This is a genomic window from Serratia sp. (in: enterobacteria), assembly GCF_046715635.1.
Taxonomy (GTDB): domain Bacteria; phylum Pseudomonadota; class Gammaproteobacteria; order Enterobacterales; family Enterobacteriaceae; genus Chania.
Window position 1 is genome coordinate 1 of the sequence record NZ_JBKJYW010000227.1, and the last position, 24,689, is coordinate 24,689.

10 protein-coding genes are annotated in these 24,689 nt (G+C 59.4%); 2 read left to right on the plus strand and 8 right to left on the minus strand.

What is annotated here, in order from left to right; all coding sequences use genetic code 11:
* Positions 1-17 precede the first annotated feature (17 nt).
* The 4 genes from ACLQ7H_RS11510 to ACLQ7H_RS11525 all read right to left on the minus strand — a co-directional run bounded on the left by ACLQ7H_RS11510 (position 18) and on the right by ACLQ7H_RS11525 (position 5,074).
* The gene (locus ACLQ7H_RS11510) at positions 18-1,388 is read right to left on the minus strand and encodes a c-type cytochrome (RefSeq protein ID WP_411752780.1); all 1,371 of its coding nucleotides are present in this window, start codon (positions 1,386-1,388) and stop codon (positions 18-20) included.
* A gap of 6 nt (positions 1,389-1,394) precedes the next feature.
* Entirely contained in the window at positions 1,395-3,665 is a 2,271-nt protein-coding gene (locus tag ACLQ7H_RS11515) for a molybdopterin cofactor-binding domain-containing protein (protein WP_411752781.1), read from the minus strand.
* The gene (locus ACLQ7H_RS11520) at positions 3,662-4,135 is read right to left on the minus strand and encodes a (2Fe-2S)-binding protein (RefSeq protein ID WP_411752782.1); all 474 of its coding nucleotides are present in this window, start codon (positions 4,133-4,135) and stop codon (positions 3,662-3,664) included. The genes ACLQ7H_RS11515 and ACLQ7H_RS11520 overlap by 4 nt, the downstream gene beginning before the upstream one ends.
* A gap of 201 nt (positions 4,136-4,336) precedes the next feature.
* Entirely contained in the window at positions 4,337-5,074 is a 738-nt protein-coding gene (locus tag ACLQ7H_RS11525) for a carbonic anhydrase (protein WP_411752783.1), read from the minus strand.
* A gap of 265 nt (positions 5,075-5,339) precedes the next feature.
* On the opposite strand from ACLQ7H_RS11525, the gene mltB reads away from it, so the two are divergent.
* Together mltB and dinQ are read left to right on the plus strand one after the other, a co-directional pair.
* Positions 5,340-6,419, plus strand: a complete 1,080-nt coding sequence (mltB, locus tag ACLQ7H_RS11530) for a lytic murein transglycosylase B (protein WP_411752784.1) — start codon at positions 5,340-5,342, stop codon at positions 6,417-6,419.
* 387 nt (positions 6,420-6,806) lie between these two features.
* Positions 6,807-6,890: a damage-inducible type I toxin DinQ gene (dinQ, locus tag ACLQ7H_RS11535; protein WP_363135933.1), complete on the plus strand. Its 84-nt coding sequence runs from the start codon at positions 6,807-6,809 to the stop codon at positions 6,888-6,890.
* 57 nt (positions 6,891-6,947) lie between these two features.
* Here dinQ and ACLQ7H_RS11540 read toward each other — a convergent pair whose 3' ends face one another.
* The 4 genes from ACLQ7H_RS11540 to ACLQ7H_RS11555 form a co-directional block, all read right to left on the minus strand.
* A complete protein-coding gene (locus ACLQ7H_RS11540) occupies positions 6,948-8,117 on the minus strand; it encodes an HlyD family type I secretion periplasmic adaptor subunit (RefSeq protein ID WP_411752785.1) in 1,170 nt (389 codons plus the stop codon).
* 10 nt (positions 8,118-8,127) lie between these two features.
* Positions 8,128-10,266 (minus strand): type I secretion system permease/ATPase, encoded by a 2,139-nt coding sequence (locus ACLQ7H_RS11545; RefSeq protein ID WP_411752786.1) that lies wholly within the window; start codon positions 10,264-10,266, stop codon positions 8,128-8,130.
* 26 nt (positions 10,267-10,292) lie between these two features.
* On the minus strand, positions 10,293-11,690 hold the full coding sequence (locus tag ACLQ7H_RS11550; RefSeq protein WP_411752787.1) for a TolC family outer membrane protein: 1,398 nt from the start codon (positions 11,688-11,690) through the stop codon (positions 10,293-10,295).
* 187 nt (positions 11,691-11,877) lie between these two features.
* Positions 11,878-24,684 (minus strand): Ig-like domain-containing protein, encoded by a 12,807-nt coding sequence (locus ACLQ7H_RS11555; protein ID WP_411752788.1) that lies wholly within the window; start codon positions 24,682-24,684, stop codon positions 11,878-11,880.
* Between the last annotated feature and the right edge of the window lie 5 nt (positions 24,685-24,689).

A 24,689-nucleotide genomic window follows, 5' to 3' on the forward strand; every position in this document is an offset into this window, starting at 1 on the left:
ATCATGGGTAAAGGATGTTAAAAAGTGTTCACCATGTCCTTGAACACCTGTCTACCATGTCCCCGGTCTGTACAGGGAGAGGGTTGGGGTGAGGGGCCAGTCTCCGCCCGCAGTTCAGCCACCCGCTGCTGCACATCAGGCCACGGTTTTTGCTTGGTAAAGTCCTGCCGTAGATACTGCAGCAGCGCGGCGATTTGCTCGTCTTTGAGGTTATAGCGGAAGGCAGGCATATAACCCAATTCGCTATTGGCCGGATGTTGGATACCGGAAAGCACCACACGGATGGCATTATCCGGGCTGCTGCTATACAGGTTGCTGTTCAGGGCCAAGGAAGGGCGAACGCCCTGCATCTGCGCGCCTTTCTCCTGAGAGTGACAAGCCATACAGGCACCTGAGAAAATCCGTGCCCCCAGCGAAGACAGTGGTTCTACCGTTTGCTCCGCCAACCGGTTGATCTCCGCGGCCTTACCCGGGAGGCTTTCATCCTGAGTATGGAAAGAACGCAAATAGGCGGCAATCGCCTGCAAATCCTCTGGCGGCAACTGAGAAAGGCCTTCCTCGATCACCGGAGCCATTGGCCCAGCAGCCACACCGTGGTTAGCGGAGTAGCCGGTTTGCATAAAGGTCAGCAGATCCTGCTGGCTCCAGGCCAGCGGTAACTGAGGGTTGTCAGTCAGTGACGGAGCGGTCCAGTCTTCTGCGACACCGCCGCTCAGATGTTTGCTACCCCCTTGTTCCCCAAACAGGAAGTTACGTGGCGAATGGCAGGCGCTGCAATGGCCCAGACCTTCCGTCAAATAGGCTCCCCGGTTCCACTCTTTGCTTTGGCTGGCGTCTGGCTGCAGGGCACCGGGCGTCAGATAGAGCCAGTTCCAGGTCACAATCCCCTGACGGATATTGAACGGGAAATGTAATGAGGTTTTCGGCGGCTGGTAATGCACCGCTGGCTGCGTCATCAGGTAGGCGTACAGCGCCTTGAGATCCTCGTCGCTGGTGCGGGTAAAGGCGGTATAGGGGAAAGCCGGGTAGAGGTAATTACCCTGGCGATCGATCCCGTGACGCATGGCGCGTTCAAAGGCGGAGTAGGACCACCCGCCTATGCCGGTTTCCAGGTCGGGCGTAATATTGCTGGTGTAAATGGTACCGAACGGGATCTCCATCGCCAGCCCGCCGGTATTGCGTTCACCACCGGGGCGGGTGTGGCAAACCGCGCAATCACCAAGGGCAGCCAACTGTTTGCCTTTCTCGATCTGCGCCTGGTTGAAGGTGTAGGTATCCAGGCGATCGATTTGTACTATTTCTGGCTGCCAGCTGGCAATCCCCCCCACGGCCACGATGATGGCACCGGCTAGCGCGCCCAACCCGGCGATTTTCTTTATCTTGTGCATAATGTGTTACCCGTTTGCATGGCTGGAAGAGGTGGCAGAACCTACAGCCTTCAGGATCCGTTCTGGGGTGAAGGGGACTTCACGTAGCCTGACGCCCAGCGCATCAAATAACGCGTTGGCAATGGCGGCAGCGCTTGGTACGGAGGCAGATTCCCCGGCCCCCATCGGCGGCTCATGCGGATTATCCAGCAGTTGGATATCCACCTCTGGCAGTTCGTCAAACCTCAGCAGGGGGTAACCGCCCCAATCCAGGGAAGTCACTCCGCGGGTGTCAAAGGTGACAAACTCTTTCAGGACACGGCTGGCAGACTGGATGATGTTGCCATGCACCTGATGGCGCACGCCTGCCGGATTGACGATTTGTCCGCAGTCGTGGGCCACGTAGATCTTGTTCAGTTTGATCTGCCCGTTGCGGCGATTAACGCTCAGATCGCAGACCCACGCCGCCCAAGCGGCACCAAACCCGGGGAATTTGCTGTGGAAGTAACGGGCATAGGCGAAACCTCGGCCATTGACCACTGCTTGATCCTTAGCCACCGGTTGGCGGTGTGCTGGCCCGTCCTGCCAGTTGGCCTGCTTTTTCAGCGCGTGGATCAACGTAATGGCGCGCGGATCGGTTAAATATTGCAGCCGGTAGGCGATCGGATCCTGTTTGGCGAGGTAGGCCAATTCGTCGATCCAGCTTTCATGGGCAAACACGTTCGGCAGCGCCGACACGCCACGCATCCAGGAAGCCCGCACGATGGGGGCTGCATCTTCCGCAATCACCCGCATATGCGGATATTCATATTGCGGCACGGCGGTTCGATCACCCATCTGCTGCACGTCTGGCCGGTTGGTGACCTTGCCGGTTAATACCAGCGGCAGGGTGACGGCGTTGTTGGAGGGATAGCTGGTTCTCAGCTCATAGGCGGCGACCTGATGATTGGCATCCAGTCCGCCACGTACGCGGATCAATTGCCCGGTACCTTTTGGCTCCCAACCCGCTTCCTGCTCGCGCATCAACTGCACCCGCACCGGCTTGCCGGTGGCATGTGACAGTAAGGCCGCATCTGCCGAAACGTCGTCGGCGCAGTTACGGCCATAGCAACCGGAAGCTTCCATACGGTTGATATGCACCTGCTCCGGCTCACGGCCAAGCAATTTGGCAATATCTTTGCGCAGGTCGTGGGGGTTTTGCGTACCAGACCAGATTTCCACCTGATGCGCATTTACCTCGGCCACGGCACAGGAAGGGCCGATAGAGGCGTGTAAATGATAAGGCCAGACGTAGTCGACATTGACCTGAGTGGCGACTGCGGCAAGGGCATCGGTGGTGCCAGGATCGTCGCGCAGAATTCGCTCGGCTTTCGGCATGGCTTCCAGCGTAGCGTGCAGCTTATCCAAAGACAGATCCGGTAACCCGGCCCAGGGTTGCCATTGCACCTTTAGCTGGCGCATGGCTGCGATCGCCTGCTCCTCACGCTCGGCGACGATGCCGATAAAGTCATTGATGACCACCAGTTTGACAATACCGGGCAGGTGGGCGATGGATCCCCGATCGACAGAAATCATCGCTTTTCCCAATGGTGCGCTGCTGTCTGCTCCGGCATAAGGCGGGCGGACGACTCGCCCATGTAACATGCCTGGTAGGCGCATATCGTGCACATAGGTCAGTTGACCGCGAACCTTGGCTGGAATATCGACGCGCGCCACCGGTTTGCCCACATACTGGCCGCTTTGCGGGCTTTTCAGCACCACATTGCTGTCCAGCGGCAGATGCAGATCCTGCCCACGCGCCAGTTCGGCGTAGCTTAGGCGGGCAGAGGGCGCGTCTGGGGCAAACACGAAACCATTGGCGGTTGTTAGCTGTGTGGCCGGGCGCTTGAAGGCAATGGCTGCCAGTTCCACCAGCAATTGTCGCACCTGTGCTGCCGCCTGGCGCAAGGGAACCGAGGTTACCTGAATGGTGGCGCTGGCGATGGTTGGCCCTTGATCGGGCGTGCGATTGGTATCGCCCAGGATTAGCGTGACATCGTCGAAAGCCACGTCCAGTTCATCGGCGACAATCTGCGCCAATGAGGTGCGTATGCCAGTGCCGAGATCGACGTGGCCGTTAAACGCGGTCACTTTGCCGTCGGCACTGAGGGCAATAAAGCTGCTGATACGGTCCAGAGGGATCGCTTTGCCTGCGGATACAGGGCTGCCAGCCAGTGCGTTGACGGGGAACAGGCTGCTGACCATCACTACGCCACCCGCTTGCAGCAGGCGGCGACGGGTTATTTGCATCTCCATCATTGGGCACCGCGCTCGGCCAGTAGCCGCTTGGCCTGTTGCGCCGCAGCCAGAATTTCCAGATGGGTACCACAGCGGCACAGGTTGAAGGCTAATTCGTTTTTGATCTGTTGCTCGCTGGCTTGGGGATCGCGTTCAAACAGCGCCACCAGCGTCATAATCATGCCGTTGGTGCAATAGCCGCACTGCGCAGCCTGTTCATCGATAAAGCCCTGCTGCACCGGATGCAAATGGCCTTCCTGGCTTAGCCCTTCCAGCGTGGTGATCGCTTTCCCCTGGGCGGCTGACAGCGGGATGGAACAAGAGCGGGCCGCAACGCCGTCGATAAGCACAGTACAGGCACCGCATTCACCCAGGCCACAGCCATATTTGGGGCCGTTGAGTTGTAGATCGTTGCGTAGGACATACAGCAGGGGAGTCTCTGGTGGGATATTGCTCAGTGCGACCAAACGGCCATTAACCTTAATTTCCATGTAAAACCCGATCCTTAATGAGTTTAATTTTTTGTGAATTCTATGTTGATGGTCGGGGGCTTGTTTGATCAAAAGAGGGGTTTTTAATGGTTAGCAGAATAATTATTGCAACAGAATGTGATGTAATGCATTGATACTCAAGAAGAGTTATAAGCAGCGGCGAGCCAATGTTCGCCGCTGTGGTGATGGGTTACCTAAGGGTTAAGCGAGAAATTCGACCTTGCCACCATCCAGATGGTACATGCTGCCCACAATCTTGATTTTCCCCTCTTCTTCCAGTTTTTTCAGCACTGAGCTATTTTTGCGGATATCGGCGATGGTCATCTCGACGTTGGTTTTGGCGACGGCATCGACAAACTTATCGTTGTTACCGCTGCGCTCACCTTCAAATTCGGTCTTGTCGATGGCCGGTTTGATCTTGTTGAGTAGCCCGGTCAGGTTACCCAACTCGACATTTTCGATGGCTCCTTTTACCGCACCGCAGGCGGTGTGTCCCATTACCAGTACCACTTTGGCTCCTGCAGCGGCACAGGCAAACTCCATGCTGCCCAGAATGTCGTCATTTTGGATATTACCGGCAACGCGCGCGTTAAAGGTTTCGCCGATGCCGGTGTCCAGCAGGATCTCAGCTGGGGCGCGTGAGTCAATGCAGCTTAAAATGACAGCCGCCGGGAACTGCCCCTGAGCGCTGGCCTGCTTTTGGGCGACATAGTCATGCTGCTGCATTTTGCCCTCACGAAAGCGCATATTGCCTTGTTTGAAGCTGGCGATGATGTCGTCTGGCGTCATTTTATCGCGTTGTTCTTTGGTCATCGCGGCGGCAAACGCCACCGATGGTGCGGTGAACCCTGCAATGCCGGTCATGGCTAATACCGAAAGGGCTGCGGTACGTTTTAGCAGGGCACGGCGTGGTGGTTCTTGATCGGGGAGCTTACTCATATACGGTATTCCTCGTGTGCTGTTTGGAGAGAAAACACGTTGATTACGCCAGTTTCCAGGGGCAATGAATGAGCCTGGCGTGGTGGCGTTGAACGGGTATCGCCTTGATAAAGGTAAGCACTAGTAAGTGTATATGTGCCCTTGCTTTTCAGCTGAGTATTTTGTGAAAAAATGACGCCGCCGGGGGCCATATTCCTGTTTGTTCGCGTCAGACAATGGCTTAACATAGCGACAACTTTATTTGCCTGGCCTCTATGGATATCCGATGCGTCATCTGGTTACGCTTTTACCCCTGATCCCTTTGCTGGCTGCCTGTAGCAGCGAGCCTAAACCTACCGAGCAACTGGCCCCCCCAGATAGCCTGGTGCAGAGTGGCTTTGTGCTTGAACCGGCGCATGCCATTCATCCACTGGGCGGCGACTTTGCCGATAATCCGGCGACGGCGCGCTTTATCGACCAGATGGTGCAGGAGCACGGCTTTGAGCGCCAGCAGTTGCATGACGTGCTGGCCCAGGCCAAGCAGTTGGACTGGGTGGTGGCGTTGATGGATAAACAGGCACCGGCAGGTAAGCCATCGACCACGCCAAACGGCGCCTGGATCCGCTATCGCAACAAGTTTCTGACACCGGACAACGTGCAGAACGGGGTGGTGTTCTGGAATAAATATGCGGCGGATCTCCAGCGCGCCTACCAGGTTTACGGCGTACCGCCAGAAATTATCGTGGGCATTATCGGGGTGGAAACCCGTTGGGGCCGGGTGATGGGCAAAACGCGTATTATCGATGCGCTGGCGACGCTGTCGTTTAACTACCCACGCCGTGCCGAGTACTTTAGCGGTGAATTGGCCACCTTCCTGCTGATGGCGCGTGCCGAGGGGGACGATCCGCTTTCCCTGCGCGGCTCGTACGCCGGTGCGATGGGCTACGGCCAGTTTATGCCCTCGTCGTTCAAGAGCTATGCGGTTGACTTCAACGGTGACGGCCATATCAACCTGTGGGATCCGGTGGATGCCATCGGCAGCGTAGCCAACTACTTCAAAGCTCATGGCTGGACGCGTGGGGCAACGGTGGCGGTGCCGGCTAATGGCCAGGCCCCTGGTTTAGAGACTGGTTTTAAAACCAACTACTCGGTGGCTACGCTGGCTGCGGCTGGGTTGACGCCGCAAGGCTCGTTGGAAGGTAACCAGCAGGTCAGCCTGCTGCGCCTGGATATGGGTAACCGTTATCAATATTGGTACGGCCTGCCGAACTTCTACACCATCACCCGCTATAACCACAGCGTGCATTATTCGATGGCGGTCTGGCAGTTGGGTGAAGCGGTGGGCAGGGCTCGGCGCGGGCAGTGAGTTTTTCTGATTTTTGAGCGAGCTGCAGGCGTAAAAAAACCCGATGGTGAATCGGGTTTTTTTACTTTCCGGCCTGAGTTGGTGTCTCTGGCCAGGATGAGAACATCATCATCTAACAATCCAATATTATTACCTTAAAGGTAATTTCGCAAGTTGGGGATTGGGCGTCGTAACTAAAGGTGGGTATAATCGACTAGTTAGCTCTGTTGATGGTATTGCTCTGGGATTGTGCATGACGCTTTCTAAGTCCTGGCTGAATTACGGGTGGTGCCGGTTTCGGTGCTCTGGCCGGAGTGAGAACATCATCATCTAACAATGAGATACCTGCCGCGACAGGCAATGGAAGGGTAAGTGGTAGTGCTCTCACTCCTTTTTAAGGAGTAACGGATGAAAACTTTCATTGATAAAGTTCTCATCGTTCTGAAAGCGCTGGTTGCGCTGCTGGAACTGATCCGCAGATTCATCGACTGATGAAGGTGGAAACGTAAATAAGGCCAGGGAGGCTAACCACTCTCTGGCCTTTAATAATTACCGTTCCCGCAGTGACTCTTTCACCTTGTTCAGCGGCTTGATCAGGTAATCCAGCACGCTTTTCTGCCCGGTCTTGATCTCCACGCTGGCCACCATCCCCGGCACAATCGGGAACTTCTTGCCCGCCTTATTCATCAGTTCTGCCTGCTTGGTGCGTACGTAAACCCGGTAGTAATACTGGTCACGTTTGACCTCGTCCTGAATGGTATCCGGGGAAACGTTCTCCACTTCGCCATTCAGGTTGCCGTAGATCGACGAATCATAGGCGGTCACCTTGACGGTGGCGGGCAGGCCAGGGCGGATATAGGCGATATCCCGTGGGTTGATGCGGGTTTCGATCAGCAACTGATCTTCCAACGGCACGATCTCCATCAGCTTACCGCCCGGCTGCAACACGCCACCCACGGTGGTCACCTGAATGTCCTTCACGATCCCACGTACCGGCGAAACCATAGTGGCGCGATCCAACTGATCTTCCTTACCGTTCACCAGCTCTAACTGGGCATCGAGATCGGCGTTGTTTTTTACCTGCTCCTCACGTGCACGCACGGCATATTGGTTCCGAGCCTCATCAATCTTGCCGCGCAGCTCACTAACCTGCCGCCGCAGGCGGATCACTTCAACCTGACCAGCGGCCCCTTTGGCGACCAGCGGCTCGGTCATGCGTAACTCCTGCTGGACCAACTGCATGGATTGCTGCAGGTTGGTGACGGTTTCATCGCGGTTGCGCTTACGGGATTCATACAGCTGGCGTTCACGGGCTACCAGGCTTGGCTCCTTCAGGGTATCGGCGCTGAACTGCAGTGGCTCACCGGTCAGCTCGGAGCGCAGGCGTTCGGCGGAGGCGCGCAGGGTGCGCACGCGGGAAAAGGCCTCGCCATAGTTGGACTGAAAGCGTTTCACATCCAACTGCGCCAATTTCTGGCCTTTGTTGACGATGTCCCCTTCGTGCACATACAGGTGATCGATAATCCCCCCGTCCAGGCTCTCAATCAGCTGCGCCCGGCTTAAGGGCGTGACCTTGCCGGTGCCGACGGTGACTTCATCGAGCATGGCAAAATAGGCCCAAACCACAAACAGGATCATCCCCAGCAGCGTCAGCCAAAGTACCGAGGAATGCCGCCGCCCCTGGCGCGCCAGATCGTCTTGCATGGTGATATTGCTCATTGATTGTTCCTCATGCCACGCCCTGTTCTTTATTGATCGGCTTATTGGCCGCCTGCAGGATCTGATCCCGTGGTCCGTCTGCCACCACGCGGCCGTTATCCAATACCACGATGCGATCCACCAGTTTCAACAGCGCCGGCCGATGGGTGACCAGCACCAGCGTGCGGCCACTGAGCCAGCCGTGCATCTGGCGGATCACGTACTCTTCCAACTGCTCATCCATGGAGGCGGTGGGTTCATCCAGCAGCACGATTTGCGGGTTGCGCAGGATCATGCGGCTCAGCAACACCATCTGGCGCTGGCCGCCGGACAGGCCACGGCCTCCTTCATGAATAATGCGATCCAGGCTGGCGGCGTCCTGTTGCACCAGGCTCAGTGCTCCTGAAATCCGCAGCGCCTGGAGCATTTCCGGTTCGGTGGCGTGGGGATGGCCGAGCATCAGGTTCTGGCGCAGGCTGCCGAAAAACAGTCGCGATTCCTGGGAGAGAAAGCCCAGTTGGCGGCGCACATCGCTGGGATCGATATGGCTGATATCGACCCCGTCGATGATCACTTTGCCCCGGGTGGCGCTAGCCTGGCCGGAAAGCAGCTTCAGCAGCGTCGATTTCCCTGCGCCGACCTTACCGAGGATCGCCACCCGCTCGCCGGGTTTGATCTCCAGATTATTGACGGTGATCGAGTTATCCCCTTTCTCCACGTCGTAGCTGTATTGCAGATTGCGCAGTTGGAAATGGCCGCTGAGCACCGGGCAGTGGGCCATCTTGCCTTCTTCCGGCTTATCGAGCGGTTTTTTCAGCAGATCGTCAAGGCCGGTCATGGCGGTTTTGGCGTGCTGCCAACGTGAGAACACCATGGTCAACTGCATCAGCGGGGCGATGGTACGTGAGGAAAGCAGGCTACAGGCCACCATGGTACCGGTAGTGATATCGCCGTTGAGCACCAGATAGCTGCCAAACACCAGCATACCGGCATAGGTCAACTGCTGTACCGTCGAGGCCCAGCCGCTGAGACGCGCCCCCCACAGCCGTTGCTGCATACCGATGTTGGCGCTGACCGCGTGGGTCTGCTCCCATTGGCGCTGGAAGTAGGGCTCGGCCTGCAGTGCCTTGATATCCTCAACCCCTTCGATCGACTCAACCAGCACCGCGTTGCGCAGGGCGCTTTCCCGCATGCCTTCCTTAGCCAGCCTGGCCATCGGCCATTGCAGCAAAATACCGGGAATGACGATCAGCGGGATCGCCAACATCGGGATAAATACCAGCGGGCCGCCGACCAGCGCCATAATGCCGAGGAACAGCAGCACGAACGGCATATCTGCCGCCGCGCCCACGGTGGTGGAGGTCAGCAATTCCCGTACCTGATCGATCTCCCGCAGTTGCGAGATAAACGAGCCGGTCGATTTTGGCCGCGCTTCGTTTTTGATCGCCAGGGCACGGGCAAACAGCATGCCGGAGATCTTCAGGTCGATTTTCTTGCCCATCAGATCGGAAATCACGGTGCGCGACAGGCGGATGGCATACTCCAGCGCCGCCGCGATCAGCACCCCGAAGAACAGCACCCACAGGGTGGAGTAAGACTGGGCCGGAATAACCCGGTCATAGACCTGCATCGAAAACAGAATGCCGGCCAGCGCCAGCACGTTGCTGATGATCGAGGCCAGCGAGATCTCGCCAATTTGCCGTTTGGCCCCGCGAAAATGTTGCCAGAACCAGTGTTTGCGATAGGGTTGTACGAAGTCGTCGATGCGCGCATCCTGCCCGCGCTTCGCCGCCCCCAGCAGCACAATGCTGCCTTGCCCTTTGAGCAGCAACTCCACCAGCTCGGCTTCTCGTTGCACGTCGCCGCTGTCGTTGAGCCAATACAGCGCCTTGCCCTCGCTGTCGAGGGATTCGATCACCAACAGGCCGCCGTCGTCGATCTCGATCAGTGCGGGCAGGATCTCGTTGCGCCAGCGGACTTTCTCCCGTGGCTGCAAACTGACGCTAAGCCCCATCAGGTGGCCCAAACGTTCCAGCCGGCGCGGGGCTGGCAGTTGTTCATACCAGCGCATTTGCTGGCGGACGGATTTGATATCAACAGCCAGACCGTAGCCGTTGGCCGCCCGGGCCATGGCTGCGATCCAGGCTTCGAGTGAAGCAGGTTGTGACATAAGCGCTCCTGGCAAAATCATTCAGACTACAGCGACGGCAAGTCGTCGCCACTGGCTCGTTGGCGCTCGATACCCAACATATCCAATAAGTTGTCGACGGCAGAGGCGTAGCGCACCGCCGCGTCCCAGCCGTCGTACAGGGCAATGACGCGTGAGCTTTCTGCCTGTAGCACGTCTTGTTCCACGCTGAGCAGGTCGTTCAGGCTGCGCTTGCTGAGCTTGTACTCGTCCTGGTAGACGCTGCGGGTGTAGTCCGCGCTGCTCAACTGCTGTGCTCCGGCCAGTTCCCGCTGCTGTGCACCGATCAGATCGGCATAGGCGGTAGAGGCTTTCTGGTTCATATCCAGCTTGGCGGCTTCAACCTGAGCCTGTGCCGCCTGGCGATCGCCCTCGGCGGCATCGACCTTGGCATTGACCGCCCCGCCCTGATAGATCGGTGCCTGCACTACGAGCTGCAACTGATCGTTCCAGTAGGATTGGGCGTCGTTGCCATCGCTCTCATAGCGGGTGCGGCCAGCCTGAACCGAGATAGTCGGCCAGTGCTGGGCCTCGGCCTGGCGAATGCGCTGGGTCGCGGCCTCCTGCTTGGCCTGGGCGCTGAGTACCGCATTGCTCTTTTGATAGGGCAGCGACTTGAGGGTGATTTTCTGTTGCAGCAGTTGCTGCGGCAGGTCGGGCAGTTTATCCGGCACGACGCCGGTCAGGACGGTTAGCTGCGCCAGGGCCGAACGGTGCTGGGCACGATACTGTTCCAGCGTGGCGTTCATCCCGGCGATGCGGGTTTGTGCCTGCAACACGTCGGATTGTGAGCTAAGGCCAGCATTGGCCCGCAGCTCGGCAATTTCCTTGACCCGGTTCAGCGACACCAGGTTGCGCTCCGCCGCTGTGCACAAGTCCTGATAGCGCTTGACCTGCAGGTAAGCCTGCAGCGTTTGCTGGCCCACCTCGGTCATGGTTTGGTACAGCGTGTAGCGATAGGCATCGGAGAGGTTGTGTTGCTCCTCGACGCTGCCGCTGGTTTTACCGAAGTCATATAGCAGCTGGTTCAGGGTCACGCCCGCCGAGGCGTTGTTGTTCAAGGTGCCGGAAGAGTCGGTCTGGCTGGATTTGCCAAAATTGCTGTTGAGGGCAATTTGCGGGAACCAGGCGCTTTGCGCCAGGGCCAGATCGGCTTTACCCACGTTAATCTGTGCTGAAGCCTGGGCGATCTGCGGGTTACGAGCAAAGGCACGCAGGATGGCATCCTGTAAAGTGAGCGTCATCACCGAACGCTCCGTCGGTGCGGCTTGCCAGTTAAATTCGACCTGCGGTGCGGCGAGAGAATGACCTGTCAGCCCGCCTAATCCGCCCAAAAACAGTCCGATTGTGGCCGCACGCCGTAACGTGAGCCGAGCTCCATCCGTGCCATAAATTTGTTTTTTCATTATCGCTACCACGTCTATGCCGATAACCGCGGTGTCGCCGTTTCGGCTTTGTTATTGTGACGATCGTTAATTTCGGCGGCCCGTCTCCCGAACGGAACCGCCGCACTGCTTTGGCCAACGCTCTGTCATTCCCATGTCACTGGCTCGCCGCATTGCACGAGCCAGTGACTGACAGAGGGGCCGGGGACTACACCAGATTGACGTGCAGGCCTTGCTGCACCAGAACATCTCCCAGGGTGTTGCCGCTTTCGAGGGCAGAGTTGTGGTAAACGTCGAACACTTGGCCATCGACCGTCCGTTGGCCTACCGAGCTCCAGGTGCCGCCTTCGCCTTGGGTCAGATTGACCTGGTCGCCGGTGCTGCCTTTGATCAGCAGGTTGTCGCTGGCAGCATCCTTGACGTTCAGCGCCTCGTGCAGATCCAACGTGATGCTGTTGGTGCCGCTGGTGCCCAAATCGAAGATATCGATGTGTTGCACCTTCAGGCCCAGCGCCGTCAGATCCAGGTTGAGGTTGTTGCCATCCAGCTCCAGGGTATCGATACCCGCGCCGCCGTCGATCGACAGGAAGTCGAGGGCGTTGACGTGGATCACATCGTTACCGCTGCTGCCGTGGATGGTGTCGCCGCTGGCAGTAGTGCCATCCGCCAGATTGATGGTGACCCCACCAATGCTGAAGGAGGTGTCTTCAACCGTGGTAACGCTAGCGGTATCCACCGGCAACGTTGGGTTCACCGCCAGCGTGCTGGTGACTGGCTCGCTGGTATCCGTGGTGGTCTGGGTACTGCTGACCTCGCTGGTTGGTGTGCTGGTCTCGGTGGTGGTGTGCTGCACTGCGGCTACCTGAGCATGCTGTACAGCGGTGTTATCGGTCGTGCTGTCGGTGCTGGTGTTTTCGGAACCCGACGTGTCCAGCGACAGCGTTTCGACCGCCGCGTTGGCCGTCAGCAGCAGTGGCAGTTCGATACCGGATGTCAGCCCCGCAGAGACGCTGACCCCGTTACCTGCCAGGTCGGTGACCGAAGCTGCCACCACGGTGCCCAACAGGGTAGGTATCAGGTTGAGCAGGTTCAGGTTCTTCAGGGCGTTGGTGGTATCGAATTTCACCGTCCAATGTCCGGTAGCGTCCACGGTGCCTTGCAAGGTACTCCCCAGCAAGGTCACGCTAACCTTCGCGCCTTGCTGCACGTTCAGGCTGGTACCACTGATGGACAGGCCGTTGGTCAAAATGCTCAGCGCACTGCCCAAGGTGCCGAGGGCATCAATGCCCAACAACGGCAGCGCGTGGATTTTCACCGTGGCGTTGGCGTTAGCCGAGCTGGTGTTACCGTAGCGGTCGGTGACGGTAACGCCGACCGACAATGGCCCATCTGCCAGATTGACCAGATTCAGGGTAGGCACGCTAACGCTCCATTTCCCGTCGTTGCCCACGGCGGCGGTCAATACCAGTCCCCCCACATGGACGCTGACGCTACCGCCAATGGCGTTGGTGGTAGTGCCGCCAATCAGCTGGTTCAGGTTGGCTTCGCTCAGGTTGAGGAAACCATCGCCAAACAGGCTGCCCAGGTTAACGGTCGGCAGGTTGTGGATACCCACGCCCAGATCGGCGTTGATGCTGCCGGTTTTCCCTGCGGAGTTGGTGACCGAGACCCCCAGTTCCAGATTGCCATCCAGCAGGCTGGACAGGTTGAGTGGTGTCAGGCTAAGTGACCAACTGCCATCGGCTTTCACCTGGGTGGTGAAGGTATTGCTGCCGAGGTTAACCTGGATGGTTGAACCCGGTGCGTTGGTGGCGTGACCGCTGATGATCTGGTTGCCGGTCGCTTCCAGCGCATTCAGCAGGCCATCACCGCCAAACAGCGGATCCAGCGTCAGGGTTGGCAGGGCGTTGATCAGCACGTTGAGCGGGCTGGCCTGGCTCACGGTGTTACCTGCCGCATCGGTGAGGCTGGCGGTGACGTTGGTTACACCATCCAACAGCCCTTGCAGATCCAGCGTTGGGATCGGCAACTGCCATTTGCCGGTGGCATCGACGCTGGTGGTGTAAGTGTGGCTACCCAACGTCAGGGTGATGGTAGTGCCTGCCGACACGTTACCTGCGTTGCCGCTCAGGATCTGTGGTGACAGCAGATCGCTCAGATCCAGCGTGCCGTTGCCAAACAGTGGGTTCAGCGTCAGCGTTGGCAGGATGGTCGCCACGTTGAGGCCCAGGCTGGCACCGCTGGTGTTACCTGCCGGATCGGTAACCGTGGCGCTGACGATCAGATTGCCCGCCGCCAGATCCGCCAACTGCAGCGGATTGATGGTGGCGCTCCAGCCACCGTCGGCATCGACCGTGGCGTTCAGTTGCAGCGTACCGACCTTGATCACCACCTGAGAACCCGCCGCCGCATTGGTGGTGGTACCGCTGATGGTCTGGGTCAGTAGCGCTTCGGCCGCATTGAGGAAGCCGTCGCCGCCAAACAGCGGGTTCAGCGCCAGCGTAGGCAGCTTGTTGACGATCACATCAATCGCCGTATTCAGCACGCCGGTGTTGCCGGAGCCATCCAACACCGAAACGCCAACGTTGATATTGCCGTCCAGCAGGGTGTGCAGATCGGCAGGCTGCAGCACCAGGCTGAACTTGCCGTCGGCACCGACGGTGGTCAGGAAGTTTTTACCGCCAAGAGACACCTGCACCTGCGCACCTGCGCTGGCGAAGGCCACGGTACCGCTGACGGTTTGCGCCACCAATGCTTCGGCCGCATTGAGGAAGCCATCGCCGCCAAACAGCGGATCGAGCGTGATCACCGGTAGTAACACATCCAACTGTAGCCCGGCGGTGGCGCTGGTGGTGTTACCCACCGCATCGGTCGCGGAAGCGGTAACGGTAAAGTCACCGTTGCCCAGCCCTTGCAGGATACCGAGGATATCCGGCGTGACGGTGGCGCTCCACTTGCCGCCGTCGCCCACGATGGCCGTCAGCGTTTGCGAACCGGCAATATCCAGATTGATGGTGGCGCCCTTCGCCAGATTGGTGACGGTGCCGCCGATGGTCTGGTTCAGCAACAGGTCTGCCACGTTGAGGATGCCATCGCCAAAGATCGGATCCAGCACGATGTGCGGCAGATTGTGGATGATGGCGGTGATATCGATGTTTTTGCTCACCACGTTACCGGCAGAGTCGGTCACCGAGACGCCCAGCGCCAGATTGCCGTCGCTCAGGGCGGCCAGATCCAGCGGCGGGATCGCCAGGCTCCAGGTACCGTCACTGCCAACGCTGGCGGTATAGGTTTTGGTGCCCAGGCTGACGCTAACGCTGCCGCCGCCGATACCGAGACCGTTAATCACCCCGCTGACAGTCTGTGACACACCGGCTTCTACCGCATTCAGCAGGCCATCGCCAAAGGCAACGACCGGACCAATCACCGGCAGGTTTTGGGTCAGTACGTCGATATCGATCAGATCGTTGACCACGTTACCGTGGGAATCGACGATCTGCACATTGACCTGCGCCAGGCCATCGCCCAGTAGGTTGAGCTGGCTAGGCAGCAGTGACACGCTCCACTGGCCGTTACCGCCAACCACCGCATCCAGCGTGATGCCAGCGATGGTGACGTGAACAACCGCCCCGTTGTAATCGCCGGTGGCGTTACCGCTGATCACCTGAGTCAGCAGCGATTCGGCCAGGTTCAACACGCCATCACCGCCAAACAGAGCGTTAACCCCCGCACCGAGCGTTTTGTTCAACGCCACGTTCAGCGTCACGTCGGTATGGCTGCTGTTACCCGCGGTGTCGGTCAGGGTGACGCCGATGATCTGCGGCCCATCGGTCAGGCTTTGCAGATTGAGCGACGGCAGAGGAATGCTCCATTTGCCATCCGGGCCCACCACCACGCTGGCGGTCAATGGCCCCAACGTAACGGTGACGGTTTCGCCAATGCCGCCGGTCCCGGTCAATGCCTGGCCGAGCAGGGCTTCTGCCAGCGTCAGGATATTATCCCCGGCCAGCAGATCGACCGACAGCAGCGGTGCCGTGGTATCGGTAGTAATGACGTGGATTGCAGGCGTGGTATTGCCTGCTGCGTCGGACAGGGTGGCATTAATGGTGCTACTGCCCTGCGGCAGGTTAACCAGATCTGCCGGTGGCACGTTGACCGACCAGGTGCCGGAGCCACTGACCTGTGCACTGTAGGTTTTACCATTCAGCGTGACGGTGACAATGCGGCCCGCTTCCGAGACCGAGGCGGTACCGGAAATCGCCTGGGCGACGGTGCTTTCACTGGCGTTCAACACGTCGTTACCCGCGAAGGTATTGATGGTGAGCGTCGGCGGAATGCGGTCGACCAACACGGTTTCGCTGGCAGTGAATACCGTCGGTAGCGGCGTCAACAAGGTGGTGCTGGCCGTCACCACGATATTGCCGTCAATTGGGAAGGTCACCACGGTGCTGAAGGTGCCATCCGGCAAGGTAGTGACCGGAATACCGAGCGGTAAGCCACCCACGGTAATGGTGACGACCTGCCCAAGGCCGATCCCACCGACCACTTTACCGGTCAGGTTGATGATCAAGCCCACTTCACTGGCGTTAACGATGTTATCGCCGGTGATCGGATCCACGGTAATAATCTGGCCTGGAGGCGTCAGGTTAACGGTGAAGTTGTGGTTGTCGACGGCGACGTTCCCGGCCTGATCGCTGACCTGAGCCGTGATGCTTGGCGTTCCGCTCAGGGCTTTCAGATCGGCTGGTGGCACCGATACGCTCCAACTGCCATTCGCCAACACCACCCCGGTATAGGTTTTGCTGTTGAGCGTAACGGTCACTTGTTGCCCAACCGCGACGTTGGTGGAGGTACCGCTAATCAACTGTACCGCTTGGCTCTCGGCATAGTTGATGATGTTATCCGCCGTGAAGTTACTGATGGTGACGGACGGCAGCGTGTTGACGGAAATATGTACCGAAGAACCGGCCGTGCCCTGGTTGCCTGCGGCATCCGTGGCGGTCACGGTGATGGTGTTATCGCCCTCGGCCAGCGCTTTTAACTGCGGCGTAGTCAGCGCCAGGCTCCAGTTGCCGCCGCTGACCTGTGCGGTAAAGGTTTGGCTACCGATCTTCACGCTAACGGCCGCCGCGTCACCGGCGCTGCCAGTGAGGACTTGCCCCAGGTTGGCCTCGGCCAGGTTGAGGAAACCGTCACCGAACGGTGTGTTGATGGTTGGCACCGGCGCGGTGAGATCGCTGGTGAAGTTCAAAGCGCTGCTGTTGGTGTTGCCCGCGGCATCGGTCGCCGTGACGGTCAGCACGTGTGGCCCATCGAGCAAGGTGCTCAGGGTGGCCGCAGGCAGTGGTAACGACCAGTTGCCGTTGATATCAACCTGCGCGTTGTAACTGACGCCATTGACATCGATCACCACTTTCACCGCCTGGCCTGCGCCATTTACCCCGGTGGTGCCGGTGATCGTCAGCGCACCGGCGGCTTCGCTGATGCTCAGCACACCGTCAACGCCAAACGGCGGAACGATGGTAGGGCTCGGCAGCGTCAGCAGGGCGTTAACGTCCAGCGGTGTGGTGGTGGCCGTATTGCCAGCGCGGTCTTCGACGGTGACCTCAATGGTGTGTTGCCCGTTGGTGAACACGGTAAGCTGTACTATGGTGAGTTGCAGAGACCAGCCACCCAGGCCATCGGCCTGAGCGGTGAAGGTTTGCTGATTTGGCAGACCTTCGTCTACCGTCACCGTGACGATCTGGCCGCTGCCGACCAGGCCGGTTTTGCCGGTCAGGGTTTGCGTCAGCGCGGCTTCGGCAATATTCAGCAGGCCATCGCCAAACGGCAGATCCAGGGTTGGCAACGGCAGTTTGTTGACCAGGATCTCCAGCGAGCCGGTGGTGCTGTTGGTGTTACCTACCGCGTCGGTCACCGTCACCGTGACCGGCCAGTTGCCGTCCGGTAGGCCGAGCAGAGTGGCACTGTCGAGTGGCAGCGTCCAACTGCCGTCGGCATTCACCGTAGCAGCCAGGTTCAGGCCGTTGACGTTGACCATCACGGTCTGGCCAACATCGCTGGCAAGCCCGGTGGAACCGGTGAGGGCTCCGCCCAACAAGGCTTCGGCATGGTTGACAATGCCATCGATAAACGGCGTGTCGAACCCGGCTACCGGCAACCCGGTGAGGATACTGTCGAAGTCCAGCGTTGCGCCGTGGCTGTTGCCGCCTTTATCGGTGGCGACCACGCTGATGGTGTGCGGACCATCCAGCAGCCCCAGCAGATCGGCGGTTGGCAGGGTGACACTCCACTGGCCGTTGTTGCCGACCGTAGCGTTGTAGTCTTTACCGTTTAGGCTGACCACCACCGTTTGACCGTTGCCGATAATGCCAGTGGTGCCGGTCAACAGCTGATTGACCCCGGCTTCCACCAGGTTCAGTGCGCCGTCGCCAAACGGCAGGTTAATGGTTGGATTCGGCAGGATATGCGACAGGATCTCCAGCGAACCGCCGGCGCTGGCAGGATTACCTGCTGCGTCCACGGCGGAGACCACCACCTGTACGGTGCCGTCGGCCAGCAAGGCCAGGGCATTGGCTGGGATCAGCGCGCTCCAGGTACCATCGTTATTCACGATACCGTTAACCACGTAGGTGCCAATCTTGACCAATACCGGGGTGTTAACCAGCAGGTTGGCTGCTGCGCCGCCGATTGGTGTAGCGACGCCCAGTTCGGCAATATTAAGAATATTGTCACCGAACAGCGGGTTCAACGTCAGCGATGGCAGCGTATGGGTGTTGACCGCCACCGTGATGGAGTCTGACACGCCGTTACCTGCGGCGTCGGTGACGCTCACGCCGATGGTTACGCTACCATCCAACAACCCTTGCAGGATATTGCTTGGGATATTGACGCTCCACGCACCGGTCGTCGGATCCGCCAGGGCGGTGTAAACGTTGGCGCCCAGCGTGACGGTAACGGTCAGGCCCGGATCGGTATGCCCGCTCAACACTTGCCCCAGCAACGCTTCCGCCAGGTTCAGGATGTTATCGCCGGCAAACAGATCGATCTCCAGCAACGGCGGCACGGTGTCGACCGTGACGTTATGGGTGGCGCTGGCCGGGTTCTCGGCGATATCGGTCACCGAGGCAGTCACGGTCTGCGAGCCTTGCGGCAATGCCTGCACGTCGGCTGATGGAACCGTTGCGCTCCAACTGCCGTCTGCTTGTACCACTGCGGTGTAGGTTTTGCCGTTAAGCAGCACGCTAACCACCTGGCCAGGCTGCACATGGCTAGAACCGCCGGTGATGATCACTGCGGAATTGGCTTCGTTGGCATTGATGATGTCATCACCGGCAATCACGTTGACCGACAGCTGCGGCAGATTGCCCGCATCGGTGATCACGGTGAGGTTGTGGTTGGCGGTGGCCTGGTTGCCAGAGGTATCGCTAACCGTGGCGGTGATGGTGTCTTTACCGTCTGGCAAGGCCCCCACATCCAAAGCCGGAACCTGCAGACTCCAACTGCCGTCCGCGCCGACGATGGCGGTATAGGTTTTGCCATTGAGCGTCACGGTGACCTGTTGCCCCTGTTCGACGCGTTGGCTACCCCCACTGATGGTCAACGGCAGGTTGGATTCCGCCAGGCTGAGGTAGTCATCGCCGGACAGGGTGTTGATGGTCAACAGCGGTGCCTGGGCCGGATCGGTATCCAGAGTGATGCCGTGGCTGACGCTGCCGGTGTTGCCAGCGGCGTCGGTCAAGGTGGCGGTGATGGAAGAGGCACCGTTCGGCAGGTTAGCCAGATCGCCAGCAGGAATGGTGACGCTCCAGCTGCCATCCGCCAGCACCAGCCCGTTATAGGTCAAGCCGTTGATGATGACTTTCACCACCACTGGCTGGCCGCTGTCGTTGATCGGTGCGGTACCGGTGATTTGCAGCGCTTGCTGGCTTTCTGCAATGTTGATGATGTCATCACCGCTGATGGTGTTGATGGTCAGCACCGGCACGGTCAAATCGACCGTGGCGCTGGAGTTGATACTGGAGGTGTTGCCAGCGATATCACCGACGGTGACCCCAATGTTGGTTGGACCGTCTGGCAGGGCCGCCAGATCGGCACTTGGCACGCTCACGCTCCAGTTGCCGCTGTTATCCACGATGCCGGTATAGGTTTTCCCTCCCAGCACCACGCTGACGGTTTGCCCGCTGCTGCTGACGCCGGTGGTGCCGCTCAGCGTTTGGTCGCTGGTGGACTCCGCCTTGTTCAGATAACCATCACCGAACGGTGTGTTCAGGGTGGCAACCGGCAGGCTGTTGATCAGCACGCCCAACTGCTGCGAACCAGTGACCAGATTGCCCGCTTCGTCGGTAGCGCTGACGGTGACGGCCAGGCTGCCATCGCCCAGGATCGTCAGGTCGGCTGAAGGAACGGTTGTTGTCCAACTGCCATCGGCCTGCACTATCGCCTCGTAGAACTTACCGTTCAGGGCAATGGTGACAGTCGCACCGGCAGCAACGTTGGTGGAACTCCCGCTGATGCTGATCCCTGCGGCGGCTTCGATGGCGTTCAACTGGTTATCGCCGGTGATTGGAGCAATCGCCAGGGCGCTCTGGGTGAGATCGACCGTTACGTCATGGGTGGCGCTGGCTGGGTTTCCGGCTTTATCGGTGACGTCGGCGGCGATCGTTAAACTGCCGTTGGTCAGCAGAGCCAGATCGGCCGCTGGTACGTTGGTGCTCCAGGAACCGTCTGCCTGCACGGTGGCGGTATAGGTTTTGCCATTCAGGGTGATGGAAACGATCTGCCCGGCTTCAACATTCAGGCTGCTGCCGCTCAGGGTTTGCGTTGCCTGCACCTCGGCACCGTCAATAATATTGTTGCCCGCAAAGGTGCCGATGGTCAGTACCGGTGCGTTCAACGCGCTGGCATCAACCCCGATGGCGTGTGTGACGCTGGTGCTGTTACCGGCGCTATCGGTCAGGGTGGCGACCAGGTTGTAGCTGCCATCGGACAGCGCGGTGAGATCGGCGGTTGGCAGCGAAGCGCTCCACGAACCGTCAGGCTGAACCACGGCGGTGTAGGTTTTACCGTTCAGTGTCAACGTCACGGTACGACCCGCATCGCCGATGGAGGCGGTGCCCGAAACGGTCTGGTTGAGCAGCACTTCTGCGCTGTTAAGCACGTCATCCCCGGCAATCACGCCGACGGTGAGGGTCGGTGCGACCTTGTCCACCACTACAGTGCCATTCAGGGTATTGCTGTTGCCCGCAGGATCGGTGACCACTACGTTGAGCACTGGCGTCCCGTCCGGCAACGCCTGCAGATCGCCAACCGGTACGCTGACGCTCCAGTTGCCGCTACCGTCTACCGTGCCGGTGTAGGTTTTATCCCCAAGGGTCACGGTCACGGTTTGCCCCGGCGTGGTGATGCCGGTAGAGCCGGTGATGGTCTGTGGCTGGCCCGCTTCCGTACCGTTCAGGATGCCATCGCCAAACGGTGTATTGAGGGTGGCATCCGGCAGGTTATGGATAAATACGCCCAAGGTATGGCTGCTGCTGACCGGGTTACCGGCCTGATCGACAGCGGAAACGCTCAGGTTGATATTGCCGTCTGCCAACAGTGCCAGATCGGCTGGTGGTACCACAACGCTCCAGGAACCGTCCGCCAGCGTAATGCCGGTGTAGGTTTTACCGTTCAGCGTCACGGTCACGCTTGCGCCAATGGCCAGATTGAGGCTGCTGCCGTTGATGGTTAATGGCAGCAGGCTTTCGGCCAGATTCAGCTTATCGTCACCGGCAATCACGTCGATGGCGATGCCGCTCAGGGCCGTATTGACCACCACGTTATGCGTTGCCGTTGCCGGGTTGCCGGAGGTATCACTAACGCTGACGCTAATGGTGCTGTTGCCCTGAGCCAGTTGGCCCAGATCGGCGGCGGATACGCTGGTGCTCCAGCTACCGTCTGCCAGCACGGTGGCGGTGTAGGTTTTGCCATTCAGCGTGATGGTCACCAACTGGCCTGCTTCCACGTGGGTGGTGGTGCCGCTCAGCGTCTGGCTGGTGTTCACCTCTGCGCCGTCGATAATATCGTTACCGGCAAACACATTGATGCTCAGGGTTGGCAGATCCAGCGGATTGGCGTCGATCGCCACGGTATGGGTGACGGTGGTGGTGTTGCCCGCCGCATCGCTCAAGGTAGTGGTTAATGGATAACTGCCATCGCCTATCGCTTTCAGATCGGCGCTTGGGATAGTGGCACTCCAGGTGCCGTCGTTGGCAACTACCCCGGTATAGGACTTACCGTTGAGGGTCACCGTGACGGTACGCCCGGCGTCGGCGATGGAAGCGGTGCCGGAAACCACCTGGTCGCTGAGGCTTTCCAGGGCGTTAACCTTGTCATCCCCGGCAAACGGCTTGACCGCCAGGGTTGGTGGCACCAGATCGACCTGCGCCGTAGTGCTGCCCGCCACGCTGTTACCCGCAGAGTCCGTCGCGGCCACGCTAATGGTATTGCTGCCCGCTGGCAGATTTTGCAGATCGGCTGATGGGACGGAAACGCTCCAGTTACCGTTGCCATCCACGGTTGCAGTATAGGTTTTCCCACCCAGAGTGACGATCACGCTTTGTCCTGCACCCGGGATGCCGGTGCTGCCGCTCAGCAGTTGTGCCGTGGCTGCCTCTGCCTGATTGAGGAAACCATCGCCAAACGGCAGATTGATGGTTGGCTCTGGCAGGGTGTGGATATGCACATCCAGTGCGTGGCTGTCGCTGACCGGATCGACACCAGGGTTGGAGACGCTGGCGCTGACCGTCGTTAGGCCGTCTTGCAGCGCCAGCAGATCGGTGCTGTTTACCGATACGCTCCAACTGCCGTTGGCCAGAACGACGCCGGTGTAGGTCTTGCCGTTCAAGGTTACGGTAACGGTTTGGCCAGCGTTCACATTGACCGTGGTCCCGCTGATGGTCAGCGGCTGTGAGGCTTCGGTCAGGTTCAACTTATCGTCACCGGCAATCAGGTTAATGGCAATGCTTTCCACCGCTGTATCAACGCTGATGGTATGGCTGCCGGTGGCCGGGTTGCCTGCCTGATCGCTGACGCTGGCGGTGATGGTAGCCTGGCCGTTGGCCAGCAACGCCATATCCGCCGCCGGAACGTTAACGCTCCAGCCGCCGCCTACCTGCACGGTGGCGAAGTAGGTTTTGCCGTTCAGGGTTAGCGTCACGGTCTGTCCCACTTCAACATTGGTGGTGGTACCGGACAGGGCCTGAGTGACCAGCGCTTCGGCTCCGTTAACGATATCGTCCCCGGCGAAGGCGCCGATGCTCAGCGTTGGCAGATTGGCCGGGTTGGCATCGATATTGAGGCTGTGGGTGACGCTGGTGCTGTTGCCAGCCGCGTCGGTGAGGGTGGCGACCAGATTATGGCTACCGTCGGTGAGCGCTTGCAGATCGGCGGCAGGCAGACTGGTGTTCCACGAGCCATCCGGCTGTACCACCGCGGTGTAAGTCTTGCCGTTCAAGGTCAGAGTCACGGTGCGACCTGCATCCACGACCGAGGCGGTGCCGGACACGGTCTGTGCCACCAGCACTTCGGCGGCGTTCAGCACATCATCCCCGGCAACCAGACCCACGGTGAGGGTAGGCGCGGTTGCATCAACGGTGACGGTGGTGTTCAGCGTATTGCTGTTACCGGCGGCATCGGAGACCACGACGGACAAGGTTGGTGTACCGTCTGGCAGCGCTTGCAGATCGGCGCTTGGCAGCGTGACGCTCCAGTTGCCTGAGCCGTCGACGGTGCCGGTATAGGTTTTACCGCCCAGGGTGACCGTGACGGTCTGGCCTGGCGTGGTGATGCCGGTAGAACCCGTGATGGTCTGCGGTTGACCCGCTTCCGTGCCGTTCAGAATGCCGTCGCCAAACGGCGTGTTCAGGGTGGCATCTGGCAAATTGTGGATAAATACGCCCAGATTATGGCTGTTGCTGACCAGGTTACCCCCCTGATCGACGGCGCTCACGCTAACGGTAGCGTTGCCGTCGGCCAGCTGTGCCAAATCAGCAGCCGGGACCTGAACGCTCCAAGAACCGTCTGGCAGGGTCAGGCCGATGTAAATCTTGCCATTCAGCGTCACGGTGACAATGGCACCGAGCGGCAGGTTGGCGCTGTCGCCGGAGATCGTCAGCGGCTGCAGACTTTCGGCCAGGTTCAGTTTGTCATCCCCGGCGATCACGGAGATGGACAGCCCACTCAGGTTGGTATCGACGGTCACGTCATGGCTGGCGTTGGCCGGATTACCTGCACTGTCGCTGACGGTGGCGGTAATGGTGGTCTGGCCGTTGGCCAACAGCGCCAGATCGGCAGCCGGTACGCTGGTGCTCCAGGTGCCATCTGCCAAGACGGTAGCGGTGTAGGTTTTGCCGTTCAGGGTGATAGTGACGGTTTGGCCCGCTTCCACGTGGGTGGTATTACCGGTCAGGGTCTGAGCGGTTTTCACCTCCGCGCCGTCGACAATGTCATTACCGGCGAACACGTTGATGCTTAGCGTCGGCAGGTTGGCCGGGTTGGCATCCACACCGAGGACATGGGTAGTGCTGGTGCTGTTGCCTGCGGCATCGGTGAGGGTAGCGACCAGGTTATGGCTACCGTCGCTGAGCGCTTGCAGATCGGCTGCTGGCAGTGAAGCGCTCCACGAACCGTCTGGTTGCACCACGGCGGTGTAGGTTTTGCCGTTCAAGGTCAGGGTCACGGTACGACCCGCATCGGCGACCGAGGCGGTGCCAGAGACGGTCTGTGCCACCTGTACTTCGGCGGCATTCAACACATCATCCCCAGCGACCACGTTAACGGTGAGGGTTGGCGCAGTCGCATCGACGGTAACGGTGGTGTTCAGCGTATTGCTGTTACCGGCGGCATCGGTGACCGTGACGGTCAAGGTTGGCGTGCCGTCTGGCAGCGCTTGCAGATCGGCTGCCGGAATGGTGGCGCTCCAGTTACCAGAGCCATCCACGGTGCCGGTATAGGTTTTGCCGCCCAGGGTGATAGTGA

Bases quoted from the DNA above. Each gene is read 5' to 3' on its own strand.
- ACLQ7H_RS11510 (WP_411752780.1), bottom strand. From the start codon at position 1,388: ATGCACAAGATAAAGAAAATCGCCGGGTTGGGCGCGCTAGCCGGTGCC.
- ACLQ7H_RS11515 (WP_411752781.1), bottom strand. From the start codon at position 3,665: ATGATGGAGATGCAAATAACCCGTCGCCGCCTGCTGCAAGCGGGTGGC.
- ACLQ7H_RS11520 (WP_411752782.1), bottom strand. From the start codon at position 4,135: ATGGAAATTAAGGTTAATGGCCGTTTGGTCGCACTGAGCAATATCCCA.
- ACLQ7H_RS11525 (WP_411752783.1), bottom strand. From the start codon at position 5,074: ATGAGTAAGCTCCCCGATCAAGAACCACCACGCCGTGCCCTGCTAAAA.
- mltB (WP_411752784.1), top strand. From the start codon at position 5,340: ATGCGTCATCTGGTTACGCTTTTACCCCTGATCCCTTTGCTGGCTGCC.
- dinQ (WP_363135933.1), top strand. From the start codon at position 6,807: ATGAAAACTTTCATTGATAAAGTTCTCATCGTTCTGAAAGCGCTGGTT.
- ACLQ7H_RS11540 (WP_411752785.1), bottom strand. From the start codon at position 8,117: ATGAGCAATATCACCATGCAAGACGATCTGGCGCGCCAGGGGCGGCGG.
- ACLQ7H_RS11545 (WP_411752786.1), bottom strand. From the start codon at position 10,266: ATGTCACAACCTGCTTCACTCGAAGCCTGGATCGCAGCCATGGCCCGG.
- ACLQ7H_RS11550 (WP_411752787.1), bottom strand. From the start codon at position 11,690: ATGAAAAAACAAATTTATGGCACGGATGGAGCTCGGCTCACGTTACGG.